This is a genomic window from Cupriavidus sp. BIS7, assembly GCF_000292345.1.
Classification (GTDB): domain Bacteria; phylum Pseudomonadota; class Gammaproteobacteria; order Burkholderiales; family Burkholderiaceae; genus Cupriavidus.
In genome coordinates this window covers 79,636-104,637 of the sequence record NZ_ALOU01000069.1, presented here as the reverse complement: position 1 = coordinate 104,637, position 25,002 = coordinate 79,636, and the positions used below count along the sequence as shown (strand labels likewise).

Below are 25,002 nucleotides of genomic sequence, written 5' to 3'. Positions count from 1 at the left end.
GCTAACGTTGTTGCTCCTCTTTGTCACGCATGAACCTGAATCAAGCAAAAATTGCAGTCATCGGTCTGGGCTATGTCGGCTTGCCCCTGGCGGTGGAGTTTGGCAAGAAGCGTCCGGTAATTGGCTTTGACATCAATGCGGCCCGCATCGCCGAGCTGAAATCCGGTCAGGACGGCACGCTGGAGGTCAGTCCCGAGGAGCTTGCCGAGGCGTCTCAGCTGGACTACAGCCACGACCTCGAAGCCTTGCGGGATTGCCAAGTCTTCATCGTCACCGTGCCGACGCCCGTTGACAAGGCCAATCGCCCCGACATGACGCCGCTGGTGAAGGCCAGCGAGACCGTTGGTCGTGTCATGCAACAAGGCGCGGTAGTCATTTACGAATCGACGGTATATCCCGGTGCCACGGAAGAAGTATGCGTTCCCGTACTCGAGAGGTTCAGCGGGAAGTCGTTCAATAAGGATTTCTTCTGCGGGTACAGCCCGGAGCGTATCAATCCGGGTGATAAACAGCACCGCCTTCCGACGATCAGGAAAGTGACCAGTGGCAGCACGCCGGAAGTGGCGGAAGCCGTGGATCAACTGTACGCGCAGATCATTACGGCCGGTACGCACAAGGCCAGCAGCATCAAGGTGGCGGAAGCCGCCAAGGTCATCGAGAACACACAGCGCGATGTGAACATCGCACTGATGAACGAACTCAGTTTGATTTTTCACAGACTTGGCATCGACACGCTCGAAGTACTCGAAGCGGCCGGTACCAAATGGAATTTCCTGCCGTTCCGTCCCGGCTTGGTGGGGGGGCACTGCATTGGCGTGGATCCTTACTACCTGACACACAAGGCGCAGGAAGTAGGCTATCACCCTGAAGTCATTCTTGCGGGGCGTCGAATCAACGACAACATGGCATCCCATGTCGCGGACGAGACCGTCAAACTCATGCTGCGCAAGAACCAGCCAGTGCTAGGCAGCAGAATCCTGGTCTTGGGCATTACGTTCAAGGAGAACTGCCCAGACGTACGCAATACCAAGGTTGTGGACATCGTGACCGCCTTGCGCGGTTATAACGCTGAGGTGGATGTCTATGACCCATGGATCAATCTGGCCGATGCGGAGCACGAGTACGGCCTGAAGTGCCTGGAGGCGCTGCCATCGGCTGGGACTTACGCGGCGATTGTGCTCGCGGTGGGCCACCGCGAGTTCGTTGCCATGGGCGAACAGGGAATCATGTCGCTCGGCGTGCCGGGTGCGGTGCTTTTCGATGTCAAGGGCATCCTTCCCTACGGCGCGGCGGATGGGCGTCTGTAAGACGTCCTCGATCAGTTCAATCCGTGACATTCGAGATGGCAATGCAATGACGACCCCCTTCGAACAATTGAAGCTCCGCCTGACCGGCGAATCGCATACCTGGCTGGTGACTGGTGTCGCCGGCTTTATCGGCAGCAACCTGCTGGAGGCGCTGCTAGAACTAAATCAGCGTGTGGTGGGCCTGGATAATTTCGCGACTGGCCATCAACGCAATCTCGATGAAGTGCGGGAGGCCGTACTGCCTGTGCAATGGGAAAATTTCCAGTTCATCCGTGGGGATATCCGCGAGCTGGATGACTGCCGGCGGGCCATGAGTTTCGTGTCGCCGGAGTCCGGAGCGACGTATCCGGTCGAATATGTGTTGCACGAGGCCGCGCTTGGTTCCGTCCCTCGCAGCCTGCTGGATCCCATTACCACGAATGGCGTTAACATCGATGGATTCCTGAACATGCTTGTCGCATCGCGCGATGCGCAAGTGAAGAACTTCGTCTACGCCGCGAGTAGCAGCACTTACGGTGATCACCCCGGGTTGCCGAAGGTTGAGGACCGGATCGGCAAGCCGCTGAGTCCTTATGCCGTCACGAAGTATGTCAACGAGCTTTATGCGGACGTTTTTGCTCGTTCCTATGAATTCAACACCATTGGCTTGCGCTATTTCAACGTCTTCGGGAAGCGCCAGGACCCGGAAGGCGCCTATGCAGCGGTGATCCCGAAATGGACTGCGGCCTTGATCAAGGGGGAAGAGGTTTTCATCAATGGCGATGGCGAAACCAGTCGCGATTTCTGCTATGTGAGGAATGTCGTGCAGATTAATCTGCTGGCCGCAATGACGGAGAACAGCGAAAGCCTGAACCAGGTCTACAACGTCGCGGTTGGCGATCGCACAACGCTTAATACGCTGTACGGCTTGTTGAAGGAGAACCTGCAGGCGCACGGCGTGGGCGAGAGTGCCAAGCCGGTCTATCGGGACTTCCGCGCCGGTGATGTTCGTCACAGTCAGGCTGATATCACCAAGGCTCGCCAGTTGCTGGGGTATGCACCGACACACCCTCTGCGTGATGGCATCGTCGAAGCCATGCCCTGGTACGTGGCATTGGTTTGAGCAACGGCGGAGGCAAGTCTTGAGGCGTGCTCTGTGGCTCATGGTCATTACCGCGTTGAACACTGGTGCGCTCTTCGTGTACCAGTGGTTTGTCGTCACTCAACTGGGCGCCGGAAACGGAACGGATGCGCTCTTTGCGGGCATGGTCATGCCCCAGCTTGTCCTGAACGTCGTGAGCGGATCGCTGGGATACGTACTGATACCCATGCTGGCCGTGGTCGACAAGGAGGTGCGGTCATCGGCGATCTGGTCGTTCGCAGTTGCGCTGGCGCTTATCTTCGGCGGGCTTGCCGTGGTGCTCTGGGTGCTTGCGCCCTGGTGGGTGCCGCTGTCCGTGCCGGGCTTCGATGCAGTGGCAGTCCAGCAAACCGTGACACTCACGCGCATCCAGTTGATGGGAATGATATTCGCCGGACTGGGCGCTCCATTCAACGCTGCCTATCAGGCCGAGCACCGTTTCATCTATCCGTCCTTCATGGCGTTCCTGGCAAGCGTGCTGGCCCTGTGTTTCGTGGTGCTTTTCCTGGGGCATGCCGGAGTGGAAATCGCTGCGTGGGGTCTCATGCTGCGCGCAGTTTTTCAGTTCGTTTTCCAGGTCCCGGTGGGTTTCCCATTTGCGGCGCCTAACTTCCGGGACAAGAATTTCCGTGAGGCTCTGCGCAAACTCAAGCCTTTGATTGCAGGCACCGTCTACTACAAAACCGACCAATTGCTGGACCGGTTCCTGGCGTCGATGACGCCGAGCGGTTCGCTGTCGTTGCTGCATCTGGCCCAGCAGGTCTACGCTGCAGGCAACCTCGTGCTTACCAACGCCATTGCCATGCCATTGACACCGCGGTTGGCGAAACACGCGGACCATCGTGATTGGGGCAGCTTCCGGCGCGAAGTGTTGCGAACGCTCCTAATCCTGGGTGGGCTGGGGCTGCTGGTTTTCGCGCTGATTGTTTTTCCTGGCCGCTATGTCTTGGAGCTGGTGTTCGCGCACGGAAACTTCAAGATCGAAGCGGTCGATCGGCTCTGGGAAATCATGCTGGCGCTAGGCATGGTGTGGTTGTCGGGGCTTACCGGGCAGGTCCTGTCCACCAGCTTCTATGCGATGTCGGATACGCGCACGCCGACGAAGATCGGGGTAATCGGGTTCACGCTTGGCATCGGGCTGAAGATCGTTGGTCTGATGCTCGGTGGTGTAATCGGCGTGGCCATCGGCTCAGGCATCTATATGGTTTTCAATTCCGTCGTGTCTTATATCCTGCTGTTTCGGCGGCTGGATGCGCCGGCGAATCTGTCACATGAGGGGCAGCAATGAAAATCGCCGCGCTGACCAGTGGCTTGAATGTTCCTTCTGCAAGGTTTCGAGTCAGGCAATACTTGCCCGCCCTGCGCAGGGGCGGCCTCGATGTGACCGAGTATTGCCCGCGTATCAGTCAGGCCGCACGGCTGCCAGGCAAGCTTGGGCAGGTGCGTGTGCGCTATTTTCCTCCGCTGCTTGTCGGGCAGGCCGTCACCAATTTTGTGTGCCGGATTCCCGGCATCGTTGGGAGCTTCAGGGCGGATGTCACTTGGCTTGAGCGAAATTTTGTCCCGGGCCTCGATGATTTGAGCCGGATAGTTCATACGCCTCTGGTGCTCGATATCGACGATGCCATTTGGCTCTATAACCCTTTGGGCGCGAAAACTGTGGGCCGGCTGGTGAGTCGGGCGGAGATGGTACTCGCCGGCAACCAGTATCTGGCGGACTGGTGCTCGCAGTTCTGCGAGAACATCAGAATCATCCCGACCGCGATCGATACGGAGCGATTTCGCCCACGTGAACAGGTCAAGCGCGATGGGGCGCCCTTCGTGGTGGGTTGGACTGGTACATCTGGAAATTTCCGGTTCCTGGAGATGATCGAGCCGGCATTGTCGGCGTTCTTTCGCGACGTGCCGACAGCACGATTCCTGGTCGTCGCCGACAAGCGGCCGCATCTGCCGGCGTTGCCGCAGGACCGGATCGACTTCGTGCCTTGGAGTGCGTCCGCCGAGCATCTGCTGGTGCAGGACATGGATGTCGGCCTGATGCCGATCGATGACACCGATCTTTCTCGGGGAAAGTGCAGCTTCAAGATGCTTCAGTACATGGCCGCGGGGGTGCCGGTAGTGGCTTCGCCATTCGGCATGAACGGCGAAGTATTTGCTGCGGGAGACATCGGATATGCCGCAAATACCAATGCTGACTGGATCGATGCCTTGCATCGTTGCCAGCGGGACAGGGAGCTGCGGATACGTCAGGGGCAGAACGGCCGCGGCATCATTGTGTCGAGGTTTTCGACCGAAGTCGTGGCCAATGCCATCCGGGATTCGTTCTGTTCGATGCAATCTGCCCGGAGCAGCGCACCATGACGTCTAGCAATTTGCAGTTGCGTTTATTGAGGACAGATTCATGGCCGTTGCCGCATTGTGTGCTGGGTGCGCAAACTGTTCAATTTAGCGGAGATCGTTGATGTGTGGAATTGCCGGGTTATTGGCATCGGCGGCGCTCGATCGCAGTGCGGCGCATGTCAGCTCCATGCTTGCGGCGTTGGTTCACCGCGGCCCCGATGATACGGGGATCTGGTCGGGGGATGGCAGTCGCGTCGTGCTCGGGCACCGGCGCCTGGCCATTCTCGACCTGTCTCCCGCGGGGCACCAGCCAATGCCTTCGGCAAGCGGGCGCTACCAGGTTGCGTACAACGGCGAGATCTACAACTTCGAGGGCCTTCGCAGCGAATTGGAGTCTGCCGCACTGGCGCCGCAGTGGCGTGGGCATTCCGACACCGAGGTGCTGCTGGCTGCCATTGAGGCTTGGGGAATCGAGCCCACGCTGCAGCGGCTGGTGGGCATGTTCTCCCTTGCCTTGTGGGATAGGACCGAGCGCAGTCTGACGCTGGCCAGGGACAGGATGGGCGAGAAGCCACTCTATTACGGCTTCATCGGGGACAGTTTTGTTTTCGCGTCCGAGCAGAAGGCAATCCGGGCAGCGTTTGGTGAGCGGCTGCAAATCGACCGGGATGCGTTGGCCGAGTTCATGCGGTTCGGCTATATTCCAGCGCCAAAGTCGATCTACACCGGTATTTTCAAATTGCAGCCAGGGCATTGGCTGCGCGTTGCCCCGCACAAAGGGCGAGAGCTGGATACGCGCCCGTATTGGGTCGTTGACAATGCTGCACAGCAGGATCTGCGCGCGGAATTGATCAACTGCCACGACGATCAACTGATTGATCGTGTCGATCAAACGCTACGCGAATCGGTCCGTCTCGAGATGGTTGCGGACGTGCCGCTCGGCGCGTTCCTTTCCGGCGGCGTCGATTCCAGTACCGTGGTTGCGATGATGCAAGCACAGAGTTCGCAGCGGGTCCGGACGTTCACTATCGGATTTGATGAAGAAGGATTCAATGAAGCGCCGTTTGCAAAGGCGGTAGCCAATCATCTGGGGACCGACCACACGGAGCTTTACGTCAGCGCGCATATGGCGGAATCGGTGATTCCGGACCTCCCGCATATCTATGACGAGCCGTTTGCCGATTCTTCGCAAATTCCCACCACACTGGTGTCGAGGCTGACGCGCGAACACGTGACCGTGTCGCTGTCAGGGGACGGCGGCGATGAGCTCTTCGCCGGTTATCCGCGCTACCCGATCACCGAAGCACTCTGGCAGCGCGTAAGTGGCTACCCCAAGGCGATGCGCAGGTCTGTCGCGGGAGTCCTGTCAACGCTGTCCGCACGCGACTGGGATCGCGTTCTTGGCGTAATGCCTGCGAGTGTCCGGAATCGGGTGAATGGGCGCCGCGTCCATCGTGCCGCACAATTGATGACGGTGTCGAGCCTCGCGGAAATGTACGTGCGGCTGATGTCCCAGTGGCAGCCGGAGGACGACTTGGTCTTGGGTGCTGGGAGACCCGCGGTTTTCGCGCCGCAGTGGGTGGATGAGCAGGATGGTGTTCTGGCAATGCGCCGCTGGGACATGAACCAGTACCTGCCGGACGATTTGCTGGTCAAGGTCGACAGGGCAACCATGAGCGCCAGTCTCGAGGCCCGAGCACCAATGCTCGATCATCGGCTGGTGGAACTGGCCGTGGCGCTTCCGCGGCGGGTATTGGTGCGCGATGGTGTCGGGAAATGGGTGCTGCGCAAGGTACTCGATCGATATGTTCCGCGCGAACTGATCGACCGTCCGAAGGCCGGTTTCTCCATTCCGCTCGCGCAATGGCTGCGTGGACCGTTGCGCAACTGGGCGGAAGCGCTGCTGGATTCGAAACTTCTGGAAGAGCAGGGGTTGCTCGATGCCGGAAAGGTACGGGAAATGTGGCGACAGCATATAGACGGGCTATACGACCGTAGCCTTTTTCTGTGGAACGTATTGATGTTCCAGGCCTGGCTGGCGGCACAAGGAAAATGAAATGAAGATTGTCATCAATGCACTTTCGGCGCGGCAGGGAGGCGGACAGACCTATCTGAAGAACCTGCTCGCCAACCTTCCGGCTGATGCCGATCTCGAGATTCTGGTGTTTGCACCGGCGTCGCTGAAGCTGCCGACGGATGCGCGGATTCGCCGGGGCGTGACGTCGTGGCCTACAGAAAACCCACTCTTGCGCACCGTCTGGGAAAAGCTCGCGCTGCCCGGGGTCCTGCGTGCGGAGAAGGCAGACATCCTGTTCTGTCCGGGAGGCGTGGTTGCGACACGTGCGCCGCGAGGCTGCAAGGTGGTGACAATGTTCCGCAACATGATCCCCTTCGACAAGGATGCGCTGGCGCGAATGTCGTTCGGGCTGCAAAAGCTGCGAGTGCTGATTCTCAGTCGCGTGATGCTGCGCAGCATGGCGGAGGCAGACCTGACGATATTTATATCGGACTACGCACGAGACGTCATCGAGAATCTGGTCAGGGTACCGCACGCCGTGACGATTCCGCATGGCATCAATGAAGCGTTCCGTACACACGGAAAGACGCTCGAACGCCCGGCATGGCTGCCGGAAGGTGAGTACATGCTGTACGTATCAAAGTTCGACGTCTACAAGCATCATCGCGAGGTGGCACTTGCCTATGCGGGCCTGCCCGACGAATTGCGTGCGCGGTACAAGCTGATTCTCGTGGGTGAAACGGACGAAGTCTTGGCCACCGAGGTGAGGAAGCTGGTCAAGGACCGGCAACTCGAGCGCGATGTCATCGTCGCTGGACCACGGGCATATGACGATCTGCCGCGCGCGTATCGGAATGCGACGGTGAACCTGTTTGCATCGTCTTGCGAGAACTGCCCGAACATTCTGCTGGAAGCGCTGGGTGCCGGGCGGCCGGTCCTGTCATCGAATATTCCGCCGATGCCAGAGTTTGGCGCTGAGGCGGCTGGGTACTTTCTGCCAACGAATCCGGAAAGTATCAGGGAGGCCATGGAGAAGGCGCTGGACGATGAGGCTTATCGCGGCAATCTCGCTGAGGCTTCGGCCCGTCGTAGCGACGATTTCAGCTGGGAACTGACGTCACGACGTACCTGGAAAAGCATCGGCGAGCTGGTTTGACCGCGCGCCTCTTTCGTGTCGCGATATGGAAGAGATGCGAATAGGCTTCCAGGGAAATCTGGCTGGGGCATGCGCGCGTAACGCGATCCTGCTCCACGATTTTGAAATGAGGAGTTTGAGTTCATGACGAACAAACCCATGCGCGTTTTGGTGATTGGCGCCTCGGGCATGCTGGGTAGCGCAGTATTGCGCGAATTTGCCCAAAGCCCCGGCTATCAGGCGTTCGGTTCCGTTCGCTCAGCTGGCGCGCTGCGCCTGCTTCCTGGTGAACTGCAAGCGAACTTGCTGACAGGCGTCGATGTAGAGAACTTCGATAGTCTGGCAAGGCTGTTCGCGGAAACGCGGCCGGAGGTGGTGATCAACTGCGTAGGGCTGGTCAAGCAGTTGGCCGAGGCCGACGACGCCCTGGCGGCTATCCCGATCAACAGCCTGTTGCCGCACCGGCTGGCACTGTTGTGCCAGGTGGCCGGTGCGCGGCTGGTCCATATGAGCACCGACTGCGTGTTCTCTGGAGCCCAGGGCATGTATCGCGAAGAAGATGTTTCCGATGCGAAGGACCTATACGGTCGCAGCAAATATCTGGGCGAGGTGGATTATCCGCACGCTGTTACGTTGCGGACCTCGATCATCGGTCACGAACTCGAAGGCGCACGCAGCCTCGTTGGCTGGTTTCTGGCGCAGAAGGGGCCGGTCAAGGGCTTTCGGCGTGCTATCTTTTCCGGTTTGCCCACCGTGGAGATCGCACGTCTCATTCGTGATCATGTGATTCCCCATCCTGAACTGCATGGTATCTATCATGTGTCGGCGGACCCTATCAACAAGTTCGATCTGTTGATGCTGGTGGCGCAGGCATATGGGAAGGTCATCGAGATCCAACCTGACGATCAGCTCGTGATCGATCGTTCGCTTGACTCCACGCGCTTCCGGCAGATCACTGGCTTCCGGCCCAAGTCATGGCCGGACCTGGTTCTGGCTATGCATGAATTTCGTTGAAGATTAGCTGTCGGGAAACCCGAAAATGTTCAAAGACAAAATCTTGTTGATCACCGGTGGTACCGGTTCCTTCGGCAACGCGGTATTGCGCCGATTCCTGGACTCCGATTTGCGCGAGATTCGCATCTTCAGCCGGGATGAGAAGAAGCAGGACGACATGCGCAAGCGCTACAACCACCCGAAGCTGAAGTTCTACATCGGGGATGTGCGCGATGCGCATGGAGTGTCTTCGGCCATGCGCGGCGTGAATTTCGTGTTCCATGCCGCCGCACTGAAGCAAGTGCCATCCTGTGAGTTCTATCCAATGGAAGCGGTGCGCACGAACGTACTCGGCACCGAGAACGTGCTCGATGCGGCCGTGCGTGCTGGTGTCGACCGGGTGGTGTGCCTGAGCACAGACAAGGCCGTGTATCCGATCAACGCCATGGGTATCAGCAAGGCGCTGATGGAAAAGGTCATGGTGGCGGCCAGCCGGAATCTCGAAGGCACGAACACGGTGATCTGCGGCACGCGCTATGGAAATGTCATGGCGTCGCGCGGCTCGGTGATTCCGCTGTTCGTGGACCAGGTCATGGCGGGCAAGGAAATTACCATCACCGATCCGTCCATGACGCGTTTCATGATGACGCTGGCAGACGCTGTGGACCTGGTGATGTACGCGTTCGAGCATGGCAACAACGGCGATATCTTCGTGCAGAAGGCGCCTGCGGCTACGGTGGACGTGCTGACCCAGGCAATTGTTCAGCTGATGGGCAAACCCAAACATCCTGTGCGTGTAATTGGTACGCGGCATGGCGAAAAGCTCTATGAGGCGCTGCTCAGCCGCGAGGAGATAGCCTGCGCGGAAGACATGGACAATTACTTCCGTGTGCCGCCAGATGGCCGAGACCTGAACTACGGCAAGTATTTCGATGAGGGTGAGGTGCGCCTGACCCAGAGCGCGCACGGTGAGGACTACAACTCGCATAACACGACGCGGCTTGATGTGGAGGGAATGAAGGCCTTACTGCTCAAGCTGGATTTCATGCAGCGCATTGCGCGCGGTGAACACGCCGTCGCAGAGGATTGACGCCATGAAGAAGCTCAAGGTGATGACCGTGGTTGGCACGCGTCCAGAGATCATTCGTCTCTCACGCGTGATGGCAAAACTGGATGTGTATTGTGACCACGTCATGGTGCACACCGGCCAGAACTATGACTATGAATTGAACCAGATTTTCTTTGAAGACCTAGGCATTCGAAAACCAGACCATTTCCTGAATGCTGCGGGCGGTAGCGCGGCCGAAACGATCGGCAAGGTCATCATTGCAGTGGATGGCGTGCTGGAATCTGAGCGCCCGGACGCATTGCTGGTGCTGGGGGATACCAACAGCTGCATTTCGGTTCTCCCAGCAAAACGGCGCAAAGTGCCAATCTTCCACATGGAGGCTGGTAACCGCTGCTTCGACATGCGCGTACCCGAGGAGATCAACCGTCGCATTGTCGATCACACCTCGGACGTCAACTTGACCTATAGCACGATCGCTCGCGAATGCCTGCTGCGTGAAGGACTGCCTCCCGATTTAGTGATAAAGACTGGCAGTCCGATGACGGAAGTGCTTGCGTACTACACGTCGCGCATAGCCTCTTCCGATGTACTCGACCGGCTCGGTCTCTCCGCTGGCCAGTTCTTTGTGGTCAGTGCCCACCGGGAGGAGAATGTCGACTCTGAGGCCAATTTCCGCAAGCTGGTCAATTTGCTGAACACCGTGGCGGAGCGCTACGAGTTGCCGGTTGTCGTGTCGACACACCCGCGCACGCAGAAGCGGGTCGACGCTCTCGGCGCTACATTCCATCCCAAGGTGCGGTTGCTCAAGCCACTTGGATTCACTGACTACAACAAGTTGCAGATCTCGGCCAAAGCGGTGCTTTCCGACAGCGGTACGATCAGTGAGGAGTCGTCAATCCTGAACTTCCCGGCGCTCAACCTGCGCGAGGCGCAGGAACGGCATGAGGGCATGGAAGAGGGGGCGGTAATGCTCGTTGGTCAGGACGTCGATCGCGTGATGCAAGGTCTGGCCATTTTGGCGGACCAGCCTCGTGGCGAAGAGCGAATGCTCTGTCTTGTGGCGGACTACAGTGTGCCCAACGTTTCTGACAAGGTGCTGCGCATCATCCACAGCTATACGGACTACGTGAACCGTGTGGTTTGGAAGAAATATTAAGTTACTGATCCATGCGATTGCTGATCGTTACCCAGTATTTCTGGCCAGAGAACTTCCGGATCAATGACCTGGCGGCTGAACTGGTTCGCCGCGGGCATCAGGTCACGGTCCTCACTGGGTTGCCAAACTATCCCGAGGGAGACGTGTTTCCACGATTTCGTGCTGATCCCAAGAGTTTTGCACGCTACGAGGGAGTGGATATCGTTCGCGTACCGATGACGCCGCGCAAGAAGGGAAGCCTGCGCTTGGTCATCAATTACCTAACATTCGCCATCAGTGCGTCAACTGTGGGTTTGTGGAAGCTGCGCGGCAAGAAGTTTGATGCCATCTTCACGTATGCGCCGTCTCCCGTTACGGTCGGTATTCCGGCTGCGGTCGTGCGTGCAGCCAAGCGTGCGCCGATGGCATTTTGGGTGCAGGATCTTTGGCCGGAAACCCTTGAGGCGGTGGGAGTGATCAGGTCGCCGATGATACTGCGTGCTGTTGGCATGCTGGTAGCATCAATCTACAGTCGCTGCGATCTTATTCTTGCGCAATCGCACAGCTTTATCCCACAAATTCGGAAATATGCGTCCAGGAACGCGCGGGTAGAGTATTTCCCCGGCTGGGCCGAATCGCTGTTCGATATGCAGCACGCGGTGGCTGCTAGTGAGGTGCCTGAGAAACCAGACACCTTCAATATCTTGTTCGCCGGGAATATTGGCGTGGCGCAGGATTTTCCGGCAATTCTGGCTGCGGCGAAAGAGCTCAAGGATCACTCTCACATTCGATGGCTGATCGTCGGCGATGGGAGAATGGGTGAGTGGGTCGCCGAGGAGATCAAGAGTCACCAGCTCGAAGATTGTGTACTGATGCTCGGGAGACATCCTCTCGAACGAATGCCGGCGTTTTTCAAACATGCGCAGGCGCTGCTGGTCAGTCTGAAGGACGAGCCGATCTTCTCGATGACGATTCCGAGCAAGCTGCAATCGTATCTGGCCGCTGGGATTCCGGTGGTCGCGATGCTGAATGGCGAAGGCGCATCAGTAGTACAGGACTCCGGTGCTGGCTTGGCGTGCCCGGCCGGCGACCATGAAGGTCTGGCTGCGGCTGTATTGCAGTTGTCGAGGATGCCGTTGAAGGATCGAGAGGCTATGGGTGCCCGAGGGCTTGCCGTCAGCGCACGCGAGTTCGATCGAAATACGCTCATTGCTCGCCTGGAGGCATGGTTCGAGCGGCTACGCGAAGGCAAATCAAGGGAGGCTCCATGATTCTGGGTAAGTGGGTAACTGGAGCGATCCAGCGTGTCCCCGTGCAAGGGCTGGCTCGAAATGGGGTAGTTGCGCACGTGTCTGCGTCCCACAGTGAGGACGTGTCGCCACCCAGTGCCGGGCCGCGTTGCCAGAGTCATTGGCCGAGCGGCGCACTCGTACCCGAGCCTCGGCTGTAGGGAGTGACTGCGATGCTGGGCAAGCGTCATGTCGCGCAAGGGTCGAGCTACGCGACGCCGCTTACGTTAGTTCAAGGCTTGGTGAGAGCGATGGAAGGGCGGATGTTGTGAAGCGATTGTTCGATCTTCTGTTGGCAATGGCGGCCGCTCTGATATTTCTAGTTCCGGCGCTGGTCGTTGCGCTGCTGGTGCGTCTTACTTCGCGAGGCCCTGCCTTGTATTGGTCGGACCGGGTCGGGCGCGACAACAAGATATTCAGAATGCCCAAGTTCAGGAGCATGCGCGTAGGGACTCCCGTCGTGGCGACCGACTTGCTTGTCGATCCCGGGTCTCATCTGACTCCGATTGGATCGTTCCTGCGGAAGAGCAGTCTGGATGAACTACCGCAGTTGTGGAGTATCTTGTCGGGAAGCATGAGCTTCGTCGGGCCGCGTCCGGCGCTATTCAACCAGTTCGATCTGATCGAGTTGCGCACGCGGCAAGGGATACATGAACTGGTGCCTGGGCTGACCGGGTGGGCGCAGGTTAACGGGCGGGACACTTTGCCCGTTGTCGAAAAGGTTCGCATGGACCTTGAGTACCTGAAGCGTCGATCCTTTTGCTTCGACATGCGCATCCTGTGGCTGACGCTCGCGAAAGCCATTCAACGTGAAGGTATTTCGCACTAAGGATCTGGGCACATGACACACTTGTTGATTGTGGGAGCGGGTGGCCACGGAAGAGCCGTTGCCGAGGCCGTTCTGGTGGCTGGTACTTATACGTTGGCCGGCTTCGTGGACGACGGTGCACTGGAATTGCAGCAGGTATGGGAGTACCCGGTCCTCGGGACGACTGCGGAGCTCGAGCGGTGCCGCCAGTATGCAGGGGCGGCGATCGTTGCCATCGGGAATAACACGGTGCGCGAACAGTTGCAGAAGCAGCTGACCGCGTTCGCCTTCGAAGTCGTCACCGTTATTCATCCGCGCGCCGTCGTTTCTCCGCGCGCGATTATCGGGCCAGGCTGTGCGCTGATGGCAGCGGCCGTCGTGGGCACCGAGGCGCGGCTTGGTGCGGGCGTGATCGTCAACAGCGGGGCGGTTGTCGATCACCATTGCGTGATCGAGGATTTCGGGCACCTTGGCACCAATGCCTCTATGGCAGGAGGCGCGGTGCTGGAGCGCTCGGCGTGGATGCAAGCGGGCGCCGCGCTGGGTTATGGCGTCAAGGTGGAAGCCGGCGCTGTGCTCGCGCCTGGTACAGCGCTGCCCCGAGTTGAGCGTTGAGAGTCTATTGATGAATCTAATCACAGTCCAGCTGAAGCTGCGATGTGCCAGGTCTTGCGACCTGAATCAGCGGCGCTAACGGCGCAACAACGACCCTATGTTTACACTGTCCATTGCCTTTGTACTGTCGTTCGTGATTACTCTGCTGGTAATCAGGTATTCAAGTCTTCATGCCCACCTGACAGCGGACTGGGACCTGAATGGAGTACAGAAATTTCATGCCCGCCCGGTACCGCGCATCGGCGGATTTGGCATCGCCCTCGCGCTGCTGGCCGCCGGCGTCGTCGTGCACTTCAAGGACCGGATTGCCGGGCAATCCTTCCTGCTGGTGCTGGTATGTGCTACCCCGGCTTTTCTGGCGGGGTTTGTCGAGGACCTGACCAAGCGTGTGAGTCCGCGCGAGCGACTGGTGGCGACGATGGTTTCGGCGCTGCTTGCCGTCTATCTGCTCGGCGCGCGCGTGGTGCGTATCGATGTGGCCCCGCTGGATATCGTACTGACCTTCCCGTGGATTTCCATCGTCATCACGACGCTTGCCGTGGCGGGGCTCGCCAATGCCGTGAATATTATCGACGGCTTCAACGGCCTCGCCTCGATGGTGGCTATCATGATGTTTGTATCGTTGAGCTACGTCGCTTTTCAGGTCGGAGATACACTTGTCCTCTCGATCGCCTTTGCGATGATCGGCGCCATCCTTGGCTTCTTCATCTGGAATTTTCCCGCAGGTCATATTTTCCTGGGGGATGGAGGTGCGTACCTGATTGGGTTCATGCTGGCCGAATGCAGCATTTTGCTGGTGCTGCGAAATCCGCAGGTTTCGGCCTGGTACCCGGTTCTTATGGTGATCTATCCGATCTTCGAGACGCTGTTCTCGATCTATCGCCGCAAGGTGTTGAAGGGCGTGCCGGCCGGCTATCCGGACGGCGTGCACCTGCACACGCTCATCTACCGGCGCCTCATCCGCTGGGCGGTCGGCAGCCAGGACGCGCGACATCGTCTGCGGCGAAATTCGATGACCTCCCCTTACCTGTGGCTGCTCAGCCTGCTTGCGGTACTGCCGGCGACCTTGTTTTGGAACAACAGAATAGTGTTGCTCTCGTTCGTAATCGTGTTTGTGATCACGTACGTGCAGCTGTATAGGAGGATCGTTCGATTCCGTTCACCGCGTTGGATGATCGTCAAAAAGTGAGATCGACGCAGCCGCACCAGTTCGGACCTGGTAATTACCTGGCTGATACTCCTGACTGGCGCACTGGCGACGACTGGATGCGGATCTACCGCGAGAATGCCGTCGTTGCCAGCGGCATAAGCATGCCCGCCGGTGCTGAAGACGCCGGCGGGCCCTACGCTCGCTGATCTCCGCCAGTTTGGGCTTGACCTTCTGCTGCAGGGGAGGTGCCGGGGCCGGCATCAGGCAGCGCTTGAAGCGCTGGCCCCTCGACGTTGACGTGCGTCACCTGGTACACCATGTACGGAACCACAATCTCGGTTCCAGCAAACGATAGGTGCGCGCCATCGGAATAGACGGGTTCACCGTTCTTGATGGCCACACACTTCTCTTTGTCGCATAGCGCCGTGTTGGGGTCGATGAAGTAGATATTGCTTCCGGACTTCGCAATCGCCATCAGAGCCTTGTTCACGGCCTGGTCATGTCGATCGATGCTTTCCTTGCACTGCCGCGGAATCAGCGCGCTCGATCCTAGGCAGGTGATCGCGTTGAACGATGGGTTGGGCGAACCGATGATAAAGTACCGGCGCTGGCTGCCACCGTCCGCTGCTATGACGCGGATCTCTTTGGCCAGGAATGCGTAGTAGTCCACGTCTCTCTCAAACTTCAGCGGTTTGCCGTCGCGCCGCGCCAGTAGATCTTTGTATCCGGCCCAGTTGAAGGCGATCAGCACATCCTTAGCGGGGTTTGCCGCCAAGGCTTGCTTGATCTTCTGGTACTCCACGGAACAGGATTTGTCTTCCACCCCATCGCGCAGCCGGACGGCGTTCGGCAGGATCATGCAGCCCTGGTGGAATAGGACGTTGAACCCGACATTTCCTGCGGCGGACATCCCGTCGATCGCCTTCGCGTACTGCATCGCGAAGCTGTCGCCGAACATCAGAAACTGCTGCTTCGACGCAGCGCCAAACTGAACAAACTCATTCGTCGGGTACCCTGCGCCGCCCCAAAATTTCAGGTGAAACTCCGATGCCGAGTAAGCGTACTTCGGATCGACGCGCCACTTCCAGCCGTCGAACTTCCAGATGCTGCTGCCGGCAATGAAGACCACCGCGGCGCTCACGAACATTGTCAGTGCGAAGGTGACGTCGGACGCGCTGACCATTCCCGGCATCGGCTTCACCGTAGCCTTGGCGTGCCGGAACGGAGTCTCGATGACGCGGTAGATCAGCCAGCCAGCGGCGATGGACGCGGCGCACATGGCGATCTTTGTGTTAGTGCTCGGCGGGTCGATCAGCCAGTACTCCGTGAAGACAATGATCGGCCAGTGCACTAGGTAGACCGAGTAGCTGATCTTGCCAACGCCGGAAGCCAGGCCGACGATGCGGCCAATGCGACTGTCGCGCCCTGCATAGATCAGTAGCGTGGTGCCGAGGCAGGGCGGGATAGCGTTGAGCCACGGGAAAAGGGTGTGGTCATTGAACGTAAAGATGCCGTATCCGACCAGCACCAGACCGATCAGCATCACGACATCCAGCACCATCTTGCGCTTGGGCTCTAGGAAGCGCTCCAGCCACACCAAGATGCCGCCGAATCCGAATTCGAAGACGCGGAAGGGCAGCAGGAAATACATCGCCGCCTTCCCGCCCGGCAGGTCGGTGGAGGCAAGGAACTGGCCGAGCCCGGTGTTGCCAAAGTCTTTCGCGACCACAGCTTGATTGCCGGCGGCTGCATCGTTTGCCAGTAGGCTGGCGACGCTGACACTGATCAGAATGGCGGGGGCCAACCACTTGCGCCCCCTCATTGCAAGCACAAGCATCAGCGGCCAGATCAGATAGAACTGTTCCTCGACACTCAGCGACCAAGTATGGAGCAACGGCTTCAGCTTTGCGCCAGCATCGAAATAATCAGCCTCCAGCCAGAAGTAGAAGTTCGAGATGCTGGCCATGGCGTGGATCATCTCGCCGCCAAACCGCTCCAGATACTGCGGAGCGAACAGCACGATCGCCGAAACTGCCGTCAGCAGATAGGTGGCGAGCATCGCCGGGAACAGCCGGCGCGCGCGGCGCAGGTAGAAGTTCCCGAACGAGAACGTGCCGGCCGCGACCTGGTCCCTGATCATCCTTGTGATCAGATAGCCACTTATAACGAAGAAAACGTCGACCCCGATGTATCCGCCGCTGAACGCCTGGAAGCCCGCGTGGAAGAAAAGGACGCTAAGCACCGCGATCGCGCGCAGCCCGTCAATATCTGCCCTGTACTTCATCTCTCTTTTGTATTGTTTGTAGCCAAGGCGGTATGGTACGCCAACAATTGCGCCGAGACGCTAATGCGGGTACTGGTTGGATATACAGTGTGCATCGTCACGTCAAGCACCGACTTCCAAGCGCCCGAACCGCCCGTCCCCTTGTACAAGGATGCGCCGTGACTGCGAAAACAGCACGTACCTGCTGCTGCGGTCTTGCGCACATTGGCGGCCAGAATCTCGCACCTAGTGAAGAAAATTTGCGCGGATCGCACCGAATTGATATTTCGGTTGGTAGCGAGCCGGTTTTTTGAAGAGGCGCTGCATGTGCATACAGTGGAAGTCGGGTTTGGGTGATATTGGAAGCCGTTGTCGAGCAGGCAAGAAAAAAAGGCCTACGCCGTGAGGCATAAGCCGTTGATTCCTCTACCTAAAACAGATCGCTCAAACGCCCCACTTCTGGTCGGGTGAATTCCCCCATGCAGGACCGGTGCATCAGGCGTCGGCTTTCTCGGGAACGGCAAGTCTGCCAGCGGCTTCCCTGAGGCGGTAACTTTCGCCTTCAAACTCCCGCAGAGGTCCAGCAAGCCGAAGGTCGTGGCAGCCGCCGCCCGTGTGCCGATTCTCATTGGTGTCAGCGGGCAGTCCCGGCCGTCCCCTCAAGAATTCCCCCAAGCCGGCTGGTACTAGGAAGGCGAAGGCGCCACCTAAGGCTCGCGGCTTGATTGCGCGTGCCGGAAGAATGCAATCGCCAGCCCGACAAACAGACCTAGCAAGGTGCCCGCCGCGACGACAAGGAGCTTGCTCGGCGTACTGGGGCGTTCGGGCACGTAGATGTTCCCCACGACCCGAGTCGAGTAGCTACGCGCGGGATCCAACGCATCCTCTAGTTGTTCCTTGTGCTTCTTTAGCTCGAGAATTTGATTCTGCAGCGTCGAGAGAACGTTCGAAGTGAGGATGTCGCGGGCGCCGGCTGTCCCTGCCTGCGTACTTCTCGCCTTGAGCGCACGATAGGTTTGGTCGTACTCACGTTCGGTATTGGCCAGCCTGGCCCCGGTACTGGCGAGATCCGCCTTCATCCGCTCTAGTGATGGCTGGATGAGACTCAGGTGTGTGCCGTTCAGTAGCGCAACCGATGCCTGCAGTACCTTGGCGGCCTGCTCTCGCGAAAAGGCGGACACCTGAAGATTCAGCAGGTCGCCTGCCCTCGATGGAGTAGCGCTCATCGAATCGAACACGAGCGTAGCTTCCTTGTGACCGATGCCGGGCAATGGCAGGCCCAGCGATTTGAGGACGTCGGTGCGGAAGCTCTGCAGGTTGAGGCGTTCGACTGTGGTCAGCACCGTCTCGACCAGCCTCGGGGCCTGATCGGGAATCGTGATCTGGCCAACTTGAACAGTAACCTTGCCTGTCCACCTAGGCGTCATGGACTGGGCAATTGCTATAGCAATCAACGCACCCAGCACCGTGGCAAGCAACAACTGCTTGATCGAGGCCTGGAAGATCTTCTGGGGGACAGGAGGTGCTGGGTTCACGCTTGATTGAGGGACAGGTTGCATTGTCAATGTGATTTCTTGGGGGCAGGAACTGCTGCTAACACAATATTCTATCGTGAACCGCTTACACGCCGGATTGGTGGCAGAGGCCTGAGCCAGGACTGCCGCTGATCGAGGGAGATCCCCCGGCTAGCAAGGTGTCCCAGTCTGAAATGATCTTCTCAAGGGCATGCTCGCTTGCGTCTTGCCTGCCATGGATTGCCATCGCGGTCGGCAATTCCCCGCCCCGTATCGCCTGCAGTAACCCCAGCGCCAGGGCGTTGGCGTCGTCCACAGGTACCACGACCGCATTTTCTCCAGCGCGAAGCAATTCGCGCGGTCCCGTTTCGCAGTCGGTCGACACGATCGGCAGCCCGAACGCCATGGCCTCGATGAGCACTAACCCGAAGCCTTCATAGCGAGAACTTAGGCAAAAGACCGATGCTTGCTCGTAGGCCTGCTGTGCATCCTGGCAGATTCCGGGCAGGGAGACACTGTCTTGCAGTCCCAGTTGTCTGACCAGAGCAGTGAGCGCCTTGCGTTCTTCACCTTCGCCACGGATAACAAGCTTCCAGTCCGACGCGTCTGCCGCGACACGCTGCCACGCGTGCAGCAGCACGTCGAAGCCCTTGGCAGCCACCAGCCGTCCCATGGCAAGTACTGTTTTGTTCTTGCGGGGAGCCGGCGTTGCTGGAAACGGGAAAGGCAACGGGTTCGGGATGCAGATGATCCGGCCACGCGGTCGTAGCACCTCCACCCACCGCTGCCGGTCCCGTTTCGTAAGCACGACGACGTGTCGACAGTAGTGTGCCGCCAACCACCGCGCCACCCGCCGCGCCCGCCTCCCCAAATCCTCATCAAAATGACAATGCTCCCACGCAATCCTGCGCACCTTCATGCCGAGGGTGGCCGGCAGCGTGAACAGCGTCAGCATCGTATCGACCTCGATCAGCACGTCGATCCTATGTTCGCGCACGAATCGTCGAATCCCGAACACGGTCGAGAAGTACATCCGCTTGAACGAAGGCCTTTCCTCGAACAGCGCATGGTGCTCCACGCCCTCATGCAGCGGGAACACGCTGGCGCTATCCCACAGGCTTAGCACAAACACGCGATACCCGCGCTCCGCCAGCGCATTGGCGATGACGGCGGTCATGCGTTCTGCGCCGGCAAATGCGTTGAGCGTGCCGGTCAGGAAGCAGACGGTCGGCAGGTTGCTCATGCGGAAATCGCCTCCCGCACGGGGCGATGTCGCCACCATAGCGTCAGGCCGACCAGCACGGCTGCGCCATTGCCCAGGGCATAGCCAGCAATGGCGCCCCAGTTGCCATAGCGCGGGATGACGGCAAGGTCGAAGACCAGTGTGGTGCCGAGCACGAGTGCCCACTTGATGGCTACCCAGCGCGGCTTGCGCAGGTAGACCGCCAGCAGCGTGAGTGCGACATCGGCGAAAACCAGCGCCGAGGCCACCGCCGCCACGCGCAGCAGTGTCACGGTTGCGTCGAACGCGCTGCCGTACAGCAATCGCACGATCCACGGTGCGCAGCCGGCAATCGCCAGGCCGCCGAAGAGGCCAAGTGTGCCGATGCCAAGCGCGATGCGGCCAATGCTGGCGTGTGCGTCCGCATAGGCCGTGCGTGCGTAGACATAGGTCGGCGCGATGCCCGCCACCAGGATGCTGGCCACCATCGTGAAGTTGTCGAGGATCTGCATGCACGCGGCGTAGGCGCCAAATTCTGCGGATGGCACGGACGGTTGCAGCACGAGCTGGTCCACGCGGCGCGCGCCCATCATCAGGATGAAGCTGACCCAGAACAGCGCGCCAGCGCTCATCAATTCGCGGGCCTGCGGCGATCGCCACGAGAAGTCGCGGTCGTGGACGCGGACGAAGTAGTAGCTCGTCATCAGGACTGCCAGGACGATGGCTTCGACAGCGAATGCGGCAGCGTAGCCGGTGATCTCGTGCGTGCCGGCGGCAAACAGGCCCCCCACCAGGATTGCCTTGACGGCCAGGGCAGTGAGGCTGAACAGCGTGCCGGGCCGGTTGTTGGTATGTGCCTGCATCCAGGCCGTTACCACGCCGAACGGCTCGCGCAGCAGGATCGCAATGCCCAGCCAGAGCGCGGCGTGCCACACCTCCGTGGCGGGCGACGTGACACCCAGGTAGGCGCACATCAGCAGGTAGCCGCTGACGCCGCCGGCCAGACGAAGCACGAAGGCGTGCGCAAGCAGGCCGTGCTGGGTCGCGGGCGCCGGGGCGGCGACAAGCCGCGGCACTACAACTTCGGCGCCGCAGACGAGCGCGAAGGACGCGGCGATCAGCACGATCGACTGGGCGTACTGGAAGTGGGCGAAGCCCGAAGGGCCGAGCGCCCGCGCCAGCATGGCCACCACGCCGATGCCGATGCCGATCTGGAAGCCGCGCTCGGCCAGCATCCAGAGCAGATTGCCCGCCACGCGCCGGCGCATCAGGCTGCCTCCGAGTGCGGAACCGCCGTCGCGCCGGCCAGGCTGACGTAAATTTCCAGCCAGCGTTGTGCCACGGCGTCGATGGAGAATGTGGAAACCACGCGCGCCCGGCGGGCGGCTTCTTCGTTGGGCGACCCTCGGCCGTGCCGTAGGGCTGCGTCCAGCGCGGTGGCCAGCGCCGCCGCATCGCCGCGCGGGACGATCACGCCCTGGTCGTGCAGCACTTCGCTGACGCCTGGCGCGTCGGTGGCAACCACGGGGCAGCCACAGGCCAGCGCTTCCACCAGCACCATGGGCAGCCCTTCGATATTCGACGACAGCACGAAGGCGTCGGCGGCATTGAGCAGCGCGGGAACATCGTCGCGCGGCCCGAGCAGCGTAACGCGCGACGCCAGGCCCAGCGCCGCGATCTGTTCGCTCAGTGCTTCCCGCAGCGGGCCGCCGCCGGCGATCAGCAAGTGGACCGGCAGCGTGGCAGGGTCGATCTGCGCGAACGCGCGCAGCAGCAGGTCCTGCGCTTTCTCGGGGACCAGCCGTCCGACGTTCAGCGCGAGCCGCGTCCCGGCGCTGATACCGAGCCGTGCGCGCGTGGCGCCGCGCAGTGCGGCATTGGGATGAAACCTGTCAATGTCGATGCCATTGGGCATCACAGAGATGCGCTCGGCCAGCACCGCGCCAGCGGCGACCATGCCCGTCCGGCCGTCCTGGCTGACGTGTGTGGTCAACGCACTCCACCGATCGGTCACGCGATACGCCAGCATCCGCAGGCGACCGCCCTCACGAAAACTGTGCGCCGTGCAAACCAGCGGTGGGCAGCGCACGATGCGGGTCAGCAGTCGCGCGAACACGTTGGCGTGGATCATGTGCGCGTGCATGACATCGGGCTGCCACGACCTGACCAGAACCCTGGCCTGCCACAGCGCACGCGCCATCCCCGTCGGCGTCTTGCGCATGTTGAGTTCGACGACATGCGCGTCGGCTGGGACATCGAGTTCTCGCCCGGGAGACAGGCTCAGGATGGCCACCGCATGGCCGCGCGCCAGGAATGCGCGGGCCAGCGCCACCACCTGGTGCTCGGCGCCGCCAAGCTTCAGGCCGGTAGTGACCAGCAGGATTCGCATCGGCGCGGGTTCCGCAACGGTTGCCGATGCCATCAGCGCGCTCCGTAGCCGGTCAGCAGCGTGCGTATCGTCTTGACGCCAATCAGCAGATCAAGTGCGAACGAGCAGTGCTTCACGTAGTACAGGTCGTAGCTGAGCTTGGTGACCGTTTCCGCATGGGTGCCCACATAGCCCTGCTGCACCTGCGCCCATCCCGACAGCCCGGGACGCACCAGATGGCGGTACGGGTAATACGCAATCGTGTCGGCAAACATGTCGACCATCGGCACCTGTTCCGGACGCGGCCCGATCAGGCTCATGTCGCCCGCCAGCACGTTCCACAGCTGGGGCAGTTCGTCCAGCCGGTATTTGCGAATCACACGGCCCACGCGCGTGACGCGAGGATCGTGACGCTGGGCGAATTGCGCGGCGGCATCGGGTTGCCAGCTCATGCTGCGGAACTTGAGCATCGTGAACGGCTCGCCGAAGCGGCCCACGCGTTCCTGCCGGAACAGTACGGGGCCAGCCGATTCCATCCGGATCGCTAGCGCGGTCAGCGCGGATAGCGGCAACGCAAGCGGCGCCAGGCAGAGCACGGCCGTGATATCGAGCACGCGCTTCACGAACCCATAGAAGTAGTGGCGCGCGTAGTCATCAAGGAAGTTCTCGTCGATATGTTCCAGGCCGACGCGCCCGGTCAGCATCTCGCCAACGCGCTCCACCGAATACATGCGCACGTGGCTCAGTTTCAGGCGTGCCAGTGCGCGCGTGCGTTCGGGGTCGGCGGTGGCGGAGCGGTCGAGCATCAGGCCGTCGCAATGCACGGCGTCCTCGATCGCGCGGATGAACTCGAAGCGCGTCGGGGCCGGTGGCGTGGCGCCTGGCATGGCCAGCACCGCTTCGAGCTGTTCTAGCGCGCTTGGATCGGTGTAGCCGAATACCGGCACATAGTTCTGCACGAAACGCCGGTAGCCAATGCCGCTCCAGATCAGCGTCGTGGCATAGCCAAGCAGCAGCGCCCCGCGCGAGTACTCGATATGGAATGCGGCAAAGACGATCAGCAGCAGGCCGAAGGGCAGGGTGGCGGACACGCCGATCAGGCTGTTGCCCTCGATCGCCGGCAGATGCAGTGAGCGGTGCAGCAGCACGAACGTGCAAAGGTAAGGGACGATCGCCCAGAGCAGCGTTCGCGTGAATACGTACGTGACAATGCCTGAGTGATGCAGATACTCGGCCAGCACGGTATTGACGCCGAACAGCACCAGGCCGAGCAGGGCCCAGGAGAGCATCCGGCTGGCACGGCGGACGGTCTCGGAGCCGCGTGTGTTTGCGGCCAGGGTGCGCTGCGAACCATTCAGGCGAGCTTGCTTGTTGCTGCTCATGTCAGGCGCCCTCCGCCGGCAATACGGCCGTCTGCCTTGGCCCCAGCGCGCGCTGGTACTCCTGCCAGGTGGCTTCTGCCATGGATTCGACCCCGAAGGCCTCGTTCCAGCGCGCACGCGCCGACTGGCCCATGGCGGCACGCCGGGACGGGTTTGCCGCCAATGCGGTCAGTGCATCGGCCATCGCACCCTCATCGTTGCCGGGTACCAGCAGGCCTGCCGATGCCGCGCCGAATTCCTCACCGAATTCCTCACCGAATTCCTCACGAACGCCGGGCAGATCCGATGCCACGACCGGCAGGCCGGCCCGCATCGCTTCGAGTATCGAAACCGGCAGCCCCTCATGGTCAGACGCGAGGATGAAGATTTGCGCGGAGGCCAGCAGGCCGGCGATGTCATCGATGTTTCCGGGCAGGCTGACGCGGCCCGGCGCCAGTTCGTCAGCCACTGCGCGCATGGCGGCACGAGTCGGGCCGTCGCCGGCGATGACCAGTTCGCAGTCGGCGAGGTTTGCGCGGGCAAACGCGCGAATGACGATGTCAGGCCGCTTCGGGGCGGCAAAGCGCGCCACCATGACGATACGGCGCAGCGGGCTGCCCGGATCGGCACGCAGCCCGGTATCGGGAATGCCGTTGTGGATCACGCTGACGCGCGAGGCCGGTACCGGCAGGGCCGCAGCCAGCGCGCGCTCCGAATCGGCTACGCAGATCAGGCGCGTGGTCAGCGGTGCCAGGCACCATTCGGCAATACGGGATGCCACGCGCCGGACCGGCGCCGCCGCCGGCTTGAAGGCGAAGCCATGCACCGTGTAGACCACGGGGACGCCAAGCATCCACGCGGCGACACGACCCAGCGCGCCGGCCTTGGCGCTATGGACGTGGATCAGGTCCGGCGCAACGCGGCGCAGCGCGGCCTTCAACTGGCGCAGCGTGGCAATCGCCTTGAACACCGACATGGCGTTGTCGAGCAGTGAAAGTCGTACGGTTTCCGCGCCAGCGGCCTGAGCCGCCGCAAACAGGGGGCCATCGCCGCCCGCCAGCAGGGTTGCATCGATCCGGCCGCGCAACGCGCGCAGCAGGTCCGCAACATGCGATTGCGCACCGCCGATTTCGGTATTGGTGATGACGTACGCGACGCGGGGCCGGGAGGAGGGCAGGTTCTGCACGAACGCGGAAAAAAGTAGGTAATGAAGCACTGGCAAACGCCCTCGCACAGGGCCGAAACGGGTCTTGCCAGGTCCGTGACGTGGCGCACGGATCGCCCGAGTGTGGGTGG

General features: G+C 60.5%; 20 protein-coding genes. 13 read left to right on the top strand and 7 right to left on the bottom strand.

The annotated features are described in order from the left end of the window. Positions 1–29: 29 nt before the first annotated feature. The 13 genes from tviB to B552_RS0122110 all read left to right on the top strand — a co-directional run bounded on the left by tviB (position 30) and on the right by B552_RS0122110 (position 15,017). The gene (tviB, locus tag B552_RS0122170; protein ID WP_019451252.1) at positions 30–1,307 is read left to right on the top strand and encodes a Vi polysaccharide biosynthesis UDP-N-acetylglucosamine C-6 dehydrogenase TviB; all 1,278 of its coding nucleotides are present in this window, start codon (positions 30–32) and stop codon (positions 1,305–1,307) included. Positions 1,308–1,353: 46 nt separating this feature from the next. Further along, positions 1,354–2,409 carry an NAD-dependent epimerase/dehydratase family protein gene (locus B552_RS0122165; RefSeq protein ID WP_019451251.1) on the top strand — a complete coding sequence of 352 codons (1,056 nt, stop codon included), beginning with the start codon at positions 1,354–1,356 and terminating at the stop codon, positions 2,407–2,409. A 40-nt stretch (positions 2,410–2,449) separates the two neighbouring features. Beyond that, positions 2,450–3,715, top strand: a complete 1,266-nt coding sequence (locus B552_RS27805) for a lipid II flippase MurJ (protein WP_019451250.1) — start codon at positions 2,450–2,452, stop codon at positions 3,713–3,715. Then, positions 3,712–4,788, top strand: coding sequence for a glycosyltransferase family 4 protein (locus tag B552_RS27800; protein WP_019451249.1), 1,077 nt, complete (start codon positions 3,712–3,714; stop codon positions 4,786–4,788). The genes B552_RS27805 and B552_RS27800 overlap by 4 nt, the downstream gene beginning before the upstream one ends. Before the next feature lie 100 nt (positions 4,789–4,888). Beyond that, positions 4,889–6,823, top strand: a complete 1,935-nt coding sequence (gene asnB / locus B552_RS0122150; RefSeq protein WP_026035931.1) for an asparagine synthase (glutamine-hydrolyzing) — start codon at positions 4,889–4,891, stop codon at positions 6,821–6,823. Position 6,824: 1 nt separating this feature from the next. Beyond that, on the top strand, positions 6,825–7,940 hold the full coding sequence (locus B552_RS0122145; protein ID WP_019451247.1) for a glycosyltransferase family 1 protein: 1,116 nt from the start codon (positions 6,825–6,827) through the stop codon (positions 7,938–7,940). 123 nt (positions 7,941–8,063) lie between these two features. Continuing rightward, positions 8,064–8,933: an SDR family oxidoreductase gene (locus B552_RS0122140; protein ID WP_019451246.1), complete on the top strand. Its 870-nt coding sequence runs from the start codon at positions 8,064–8,066 to the stop codon at positions 8,931–8,933. Positions 8,934–8,958: 25 nt separating this feature from the next. After that, complete coding sequence (locus B552_RS0122135) at positions 8,959–10,002, top strand: polysaccharide biosynthesis protein (RefSeq protein WP_019451245.1); 1,044 nt, start codon at positions 8,959–8,961, stop codon at positions 10,000–10,002. Positions 10,003–10,006: 4 nt separating this feature from the next. Beyond that, entirely contained in the window at positions 10,007–11,137 is a 1,131-nt protein-coding gene (wecB, locus tag B552_RS0122130; RefSeq protein WP_019451244.1) for a UDP-N-acetylglucosamine 2-epimerase (non-hydrolyzing), read from the top strand. An 11-nt stretch (positions 11,138–11,148) separates the two neighbouring features. Continuing rightward, positions 11,149–12,387: a glycosyltransferase family 4 protein gene (locus tag B552_RS0122125; RefSeq protein WP_019451243.1), complete on the top strand. Its 1,239-nt coding sequence runs from the start codon at positions 11,149–11,151 to the stop codon at positions 12,385–12,387. Positions 12,388–12,673: 286 nt separating this feature from the next. Beyond that, positions 12,674–13,234, top strand: a complete 561-nt coding sequence (locus B552_RS0122120; RefSeq protein ID WP_026035929.1) for a sugar transferase — start codon at positions 12,674–12,676, stop codon at positions 13,232–13,234. A 12-nt stretch (positions 13,235–13,246) separates the two neighbouring features. Beyond that, positions 13,247–13,828, top strand: a complete 582-nt coding sequence (locus B552_RS0122115) for a NeuD/PglB/VioB family sugar acetyltransferase (RefSeq protein ID WP_026035928.1) — start codon at positions 13,247–13,249, stop codon at positions 13,826–13,828. 97 nt (positions 13,829–13,925) lie between these two features. After that, positions 13,926–15,017, top strand: a complete 1,092-nt coding sequence (locus B552_RS0122110; protein ID WP_019451240.1) for a glycosyltransferase — start codon at positions 13,926–13,928, stop codon at positions 15,015–15,017. Between the two features lie 154 nt (positions 15,018–15,171). On the opposite strand, the gene B552_RS0122105 is transcribed toward B552_RS0122110, so the two are convergent. The 7 genes from B552_RS0122105 to B552_RS0122075 all read right to left on the bottom strand — a co-directional run bounded on the left by B552_RS0122105 (position 15,172) and on the right by B552_RS0122075 (position 24,922). Next, positions 15,172–17,262, bottom strand: a complete 2,091-nt coding sequence (locus tag B552_RS0122105) for an acyltransferase family protein (RefSeq protein ID WP_019451239.1) — start codon at positions 17,260–17,262, stop codon at positions 15,172–15,174. Positions 17,263–17,948: 686 nt separating this feature from the next. After that, a complete protein-coding gene (locus B552_RS0122100) occupies positions 17,949–18,776 on the bottom strand; it encodes a GNVR domain-containing protein (protein WP_019451238.1) in 828 nt (275 codons plus the stop codon). Between the two features lie 85 nt (positions 18,777–18,861). Continuing rightward, the gene (locus B552_RS0122095) at positions 18,862–19,998 is read right to left on the bottom strand and encodes a glycosyltransferase family 4 protein (RefSeq protein ID WP_019451237.1); all 1,137 of its coding nucleotides are present in this window, start codon (positions 19,996–19,998) and stop codon (positions 18,862–18,864) included. Further along, positions 19,995–21,245, bottom strand: coding sequence for an oligosaccharide flippase family protein (locus tag B552_RS0122090; protein ID WP_019451236.1), 1,251 nt, complete (start codon positions 21,243–21,245; stop codon positions 19,995–19,997). Before B552_RS0122090 ends, B552_RS0122095 begins: the two co-directional genes overlap by 4 nt. Beyond that, entirely contained in the window at positions 21,245–22,399 is a 1,155-nt protein-coding gene (locus B552_RS0122085; protein WP_019451235.1) for a glycosyltransferase, read from the bottom strand. Before B552_RS0122085 ends, B552_RS0122090 begins: the two co-directional genes overlap by 1 nt. Further along, a complete protein-coding gene (locus B552_RS0122080) occupies positions 22,399–23,727 on the bottom strand; it encodes an exopolysaccharide biosynthesis polyprenyl glycosylphosphotransferase (protein ID WP_019451234.1) in 1,329 nt (442 codons plus the stop codon). Before B552_RS0122080 ends, B552_RS0122085 begins: the two co-directional genes overlap by 1 nt. A 1-nt stretch (position 23,728) precedes the next feature. Then, entirely contained in the window at positions 23,729–24,922 is a 1,194-nt protein-coding gene (locus B552_RS0122075; protein ID WP_019451233.1) for a glycosyltransferase family 4 protein, read from the bottom strand. Between the last annotated feature and the right edge of the window lie 80 nt (positions 24,923–25,002).